The sequence below is a fragment of the Enterobacteriaceae endosymbiont of Donacia piscatrix genome, assembly GCF_012569525.1.
Classification (GTDB): domain Bacteria; phylum Pseudomonadota; class Gammaproteobacteria; order Enterobacterales; family Enterobacteriaceae.
Genome location: NZ_CP046200.1, coordinates 434579 through 439235 on the forward strand (window position 1 = coordinate 434579; position 4657 = coordinate 439235).

At 18.9% G+C, this 4657-nt stretch carries 6 protein-coding genes; 4 read left to right on the forward strand and 2 right to left on the reverse strand.

Translation table 11 applies throughout. From position 1 onward, the window contains the following. From GJT96_RS02450 to potC, 4 genes are all read left to right on the forward strand, one after another. Positions 1-397: aminomethyltransferase beta-barrel domain-containing protein (locus GJT96_RS02450; RefSeq protein WP_345718993.1), on the forward strand; the 397-nt coding region annotated here is incomplete at its 5' end. 121 nt (positions 398-518) lie between these two features. Next, on the forward strand, positions 519-1646 hold the full coding sequence (gene potA, locus GJT96_RS02165; protein ID WP_169780558.1) for a spermidine/putrescine ABC transporter ATP-binding protein PotA: 1128 nt from the start codon (positions 519-521) through the stop codon (positions 1644-1646). Next, positions 1621-2487 carry a spermidine/putrescine ABC transporter permease PotB gene (potB, locus tag GJT96_RS02170; protein ID WP_169780559.1) on the forward strand — a complete coding sequence of 289 codons (867 nt, stop codon included), beginning with the start codon at positions 1621-1623 and terminating at the stop codon, positions 2485-2487. The genes potA and potB overlap by 26 nt, the downstream gene beginning before the upstream one ends. Further along, positions 2480-3280: a spermidine/putrescine ABC transporter permease PotC gene (potC, locus tag GJT96_RS02175; RefSeq protein WP_169780560.1), complete on the forward strand. Its 801-nt coding sequence runs from the start codon at positions 2480-2482 to the stop codon at positions 3278-3280. Before potB ends, potC begins: the two co-directional genes overlap by 8 nt. A 17-nt stretch (positions 3281-3297) precedes the next feature. Here the strand turns inward: potC and mutM are convergent, their stop codons facing one another. Together mutM and GJT96_RS02185 are read right to left on the reverse strand one after the other, a co-directional pair. Beyond that, on the reverse strand, positions 3298-4119 hold the full coding sequence (mutM, locus tag GJT96_RS02180) for a bifunctional DNA-formamidopyrimidine glycosylase/DNA-(apurinic or apyrimidinic site) lyase (RefSeq protein ID WP_169780561.1): 822 nt from the start codon (positions 4117-4119) through the stop codon (positions 3298-3300). 4 nt (positions 4120-4123) lie between these two features. After that, a partial coding sequence (locus GJT96_RS02185; RefSeq protein WP_486599019.1) for a tRNA modification GTPase occupies positions 4124-4657 on the reverse strand: 534 nt, incomplete at its 5' end.

Here is a 4657-nt window from a genome sequence, read left to right on the forward strand (position 1 = left end):
CCATTATACTATAGGACAAAGAAAAAGAATTGGATTAGGTGGATCAATATTGTATGAAAATAAACCATGGTATGTATATAAAAAAGATATTAAAAATAATAATTTAATTGTTGTACAAAATAGAAAAAATTTACATTTGTATTTTATTGGATTAATAATAAAAAAAATTACTTGGATTACTAATGTTCCTGAAATAATAAAAAAAACATGTACGATTAAAACTAGATATCGTCAAAAAAATATTAATTGTAAAATTATTTCTTTAAATAAGAATAAAATTAAAGTATATTTTTACACCCCTATTTCTAGTATCACAAAAGGACAATCAGCTGTATTTTATTATAAAGAAATTTGTTTAGGAGGTGGTATTATTGAAAAAGGAATAACATTAATTTAAAATTATAAAAAAATATTTATAATAATTTTTATTAAAAAATAAAATTTAAAATTTAATATTTAAAGTTATCATTTTAATTTTTTTAAAGTTATTAAGAAATAATATTTTTCAGAGTATTATTATGAAACAAAAAATTTTAAAAAAAGTATTAATTAATCTTATAAACGTTAATAAATCTTTTTACGGTAAAAAAATTATTTCTAATTTAAATTTAAGTATAAATGATGGAGAATTTGTTACTTTATTAGGTCCTTCAGGTTGTGGTAAAACTACCATTATTCGTTTAATAGCTGGTTTAGAAAAAGTAGATAGTGGTATAATTTTATTAAATAATACAGAAATAACAAAATATCCGGCTGAAAAAAGACAAATTAACACTGTTTTCCAAAGTTATGCATTATTTCCTCATATGTCTGTATTTGATAATATAGCTTTTGGATTAAGAATGCAAAAAAAAACATATCAAGAAATAATTACTAAAGTAGAAAAAATTTTAGACATAGTACAATTAAAAAAATTTATAAATAGAAAACCACATGAATTATCTGGAGGACAACAACAAAGAGTAGCTATAGCAAGAGCAGTAATAAATAAACCAAGAATACTATTACTTGATGAATCATTATCGGCTTTAGATTATAGATTACGTAAAAAAATGCAAAACGAATTAAAAGCATTGCAAAGAAAATTAGGTATTACTTTTATTTTAATAACACATAATCAAGAAGAAGCTTTAAGTATATCAGACAGAATTATTTTATTACGTAATGGTAAAATAGAACAAGATGGTACTCCAAGAGAAATATATGAAGAACCCAAAAATTTATTTGTTGCAAAATTTATAGGAGATATAAACATATTTAATGCTTTTATTTTAGAAAAAATTAATAATAATCAATTTAAAGTTAATTTAGAAAATTTTATTTGTACTATAAAAATACCATTTAATGTTTTTCCAGGAGAAAAAGTACATGTCTTATTAAGACCAGAAGATTTAAAAATAAAAAAAATTGATCAAAACACTGATGTAAATAAAGGTATAATAGGTTATATACAAGAAAAAAATTATAAAGGGATGACTTTAGAATCTACATTAAGACTTAATAATGGTAAAATTATTACTGTAAGTGAGTTTTTTAATGAAAATGATCCTTATGTAGATCATCTACTTAATCAGAAAATGTTAATTAACTGGATTGAAACATGGGAGATTATATTACCTTATGACAAAAATTATCAAACATATTAAAAAAATAATAATTTTTCTGATTATTGGTTGGTTATTATTATTTATTTTTTTACCTAATATAATAATAATTATTATTAGTTTTTTAAAAAAAGATAATTATGATTCAATCATATTTCATTTTTCTTTAAATAATTATTTTAGATTATTTAATGATTTATATATTAAAGTATTTGTAAATACTTTATTAATTTCATTAATTACAACAATAATATGTTTTTTAATAGGTTATCCATTTGCATGGTGTTTAACAAAAATATCTTCAAAAAAAAAATCCTTAATGTTATTTTTTTTATTTTTACCTTTTTGGGTAAATTCTTTAATTAGAATATATTGTTTAAAAAATTTTTTAGGAATTAATGGATGGTTAAACAATATTTTATTATATTTAAACATTATTCATCATCCAATTCATATAATTTATACTCCTAGTGCTGTTATTTTAGGATTAATATATATTTTATTACCATTTATGATAGTACCAATATATTCTAGTTTTGAAAAATTAGATAAATTTTATATAGAAGCAGCTAAAGATTTAGGTGCTAAATCATGGAAAATTTTTTTTCATATAATTATTCCTTTAACTACTTCAGGAATCATTGCAGGTTGTTTATTAGTTTTTTTACCTAGTATGGGAATGTTTTATATTTCTGATTTAATGGGGGGGAGTAAAAATTTATTAATTGGAAATATGATTAAAAATCAATTTTTATATATTCGAGATTGGCCTTTAGGAGCTGCAACAAGTAATATAATAATATTATTAACTGGTTTTTTTTTAATATTATATTTTAAAATTATAAATTTTTTAAATAAAAAGAAATTTAGAAAAAATGTTTAAATATATATGCAGAATTACATTTATAAATATAATTTATTTATGGTTTTATATTCCTATTATATTGTTAATTATAAATTCTTTTAATTCATCACATTTTGGAATTATATGGGAAGGATTTAGTACTAAATGGTATTTTTCAATTATAAATAATACTTCTTTATTAGAAGTTACATATAATTCTTTATGTATTGCTATTATCACAGCAACTTTTACAACTTTTATTGGTTTATTAACATCTTTATCATTACATTATTATAATGTACATATTAAATCATTAATAAATAGTTTATTATTTATAGTAATAATATCTCCTGATATTGTAATGGGTATTTCTTTATTATTGTTATTTCTTTTGTTAAATTTTCCTTTAGGATTTTGGTCTTTATTATTCGCACATATTACATTTTGTTTACCATATGTAGTTGTTAACATCTATTCTAGATTACAAAATTTTGATAATCGAATAATAGAAGCAGCTAAAGATTTAGGTGCTAATGAAATTGTAATTTTAACAAAAATAATATTACCTATAATATTTCCTGTAATTATTTCAAGTTGGTTAATAAGTTTTGTTTTATCTATGGATGATATAACAATATCAACATTTGTAACTGGACCAGAATATGAAATTTTACCATTAAAAATTTATTCAATGGTAAAAATAGGTATTACTCCTGAAATTAATGTTTTAGCTACTATACTAATAGTAGTATCATTATTTTTAGTAATAATAAGTAAAATTATTTTAGGTAAATATAAATCATACGACAAAATAAATTCTTTATTAGATTAAATTATTTAATTTATATGTTATTTTTGACATTTATAACAAAAGAAAGTACTTCTATTTCTTTGATTTATTTTAGTAATTTTTGTATAACATATTTTGCATAATTTATTTTTTTTTCCATAAACATAAAAATATTTAAAATAATTACCAATATTTTTATCAGGTAATCTATAGTCAATAATAGTAGAACCCCCATATTTTATTGATTTATTTAAAATATATTTAATATTTTGTACTAAAAATGTAATTTCTTGAAAATTTAAATCACTAGATATACGCATAGGTAATATTTTTGAAATAAATAATGATTCATTTGCATATATATTACCTATTCCTGTTACAATTGTATTATCCATTATTAATATTTTAATGGAAATATTTTTTTTTCTACTAATATTATATAAATATAAATTATTAAATTTATTAGTTAATGGTTCAGGCCCTAATTTTTTTAAAAAAATATTTTTTTTATAATCTTTTTCTTCCCATAACCAAAATCCAAATTTTCTTATATCTGTATACCTTAAAATTAAATTATTATTGATAATCAAATCGATATGATCGTGTTTGTGAAATCGAAAAAAATTTTTTGTTTTATTTATTATAAATAATTTTCCTGTCATACCTAAATGAATAATAATTGTGTTACTTACTAAAAGTAATAAGATATATCTTCCCTTTCTTTTAATATTTAAAATTTTTTGATTATTTATTTTAATAATATTATCAGAAATAATATATTTTAATTTTTTAGTTCTAACGATAGAATAATTAATTATTTTTCCTTTTAATAAAGGTTTTATCATATTTTTAATAACTTCTACTTCAGGTAATTCAGGCATAAAATTATTTACCAATGCAAAATTGTGAAAAGATATTATCTAATAAATCTTTAGAAGTAAATTCTCCAGTAATCAAATCTAAATTTTTTTGTATTAATCTAAAATCTTCAGCTATTAGTTCTAATGAAAAAGTTTTTGAAAAATTTTTTTGTCCTTTAATTAATATTTTATAAATAGAATATAGAGAATCTAAATATCTTATTCTAGCTGTGAATTGATCTTCATTATTGTTAGTATTTATAATATTTTTCTTTATAAAATTTGTTAAAATAGAAATTCCTTTTTTATATTTTACAGATAATTTTATAATTACATAATAATCCTTATAAATTATTTCTGAATTATTATTTGTAATATCAATTTTATTACGTATAATAATAATTGGTATTTTTTTTATAAAGTTTGTCAAATATTTTTTAATTATTTGAGATAGAATTTTTTCTGATATTTGATCTTCTACTATTAAAAATATGTAATTTGCATTTTTTATTTCTTGAAAAGTTTTTTTTATACCTAAAATTTCAATTTTATTTGTAGT

Bases quoted from the DNA above. Each gene is read 5' to 3' on its own strand.
- potA (WP_169780558.1), top strand. From the start codon at position 519: ATGAAACAAAAAATTTTAAAAAAAGTATTAATTAATCTTATAAACGTT.
- potB (WP_169780559.1), top strand. From the start codon at position 1,621: ATGACAAAAATTATCAAACATATTAAAAAAATAATAATTTTTCTGATT.
- potC (WP_169780560.1), top strand. From the start codon at position 2,480: ATGTTTAAATATATATGCAGAATTACATTTATAAATATAATTTATTTA.
- mutM (WP_169780561.1), bottom strand. From the start codon at position 4,119: ATGCCTGAATTACCTGAAGTAGAAGTTATTAAAAATATGATAAAACCT.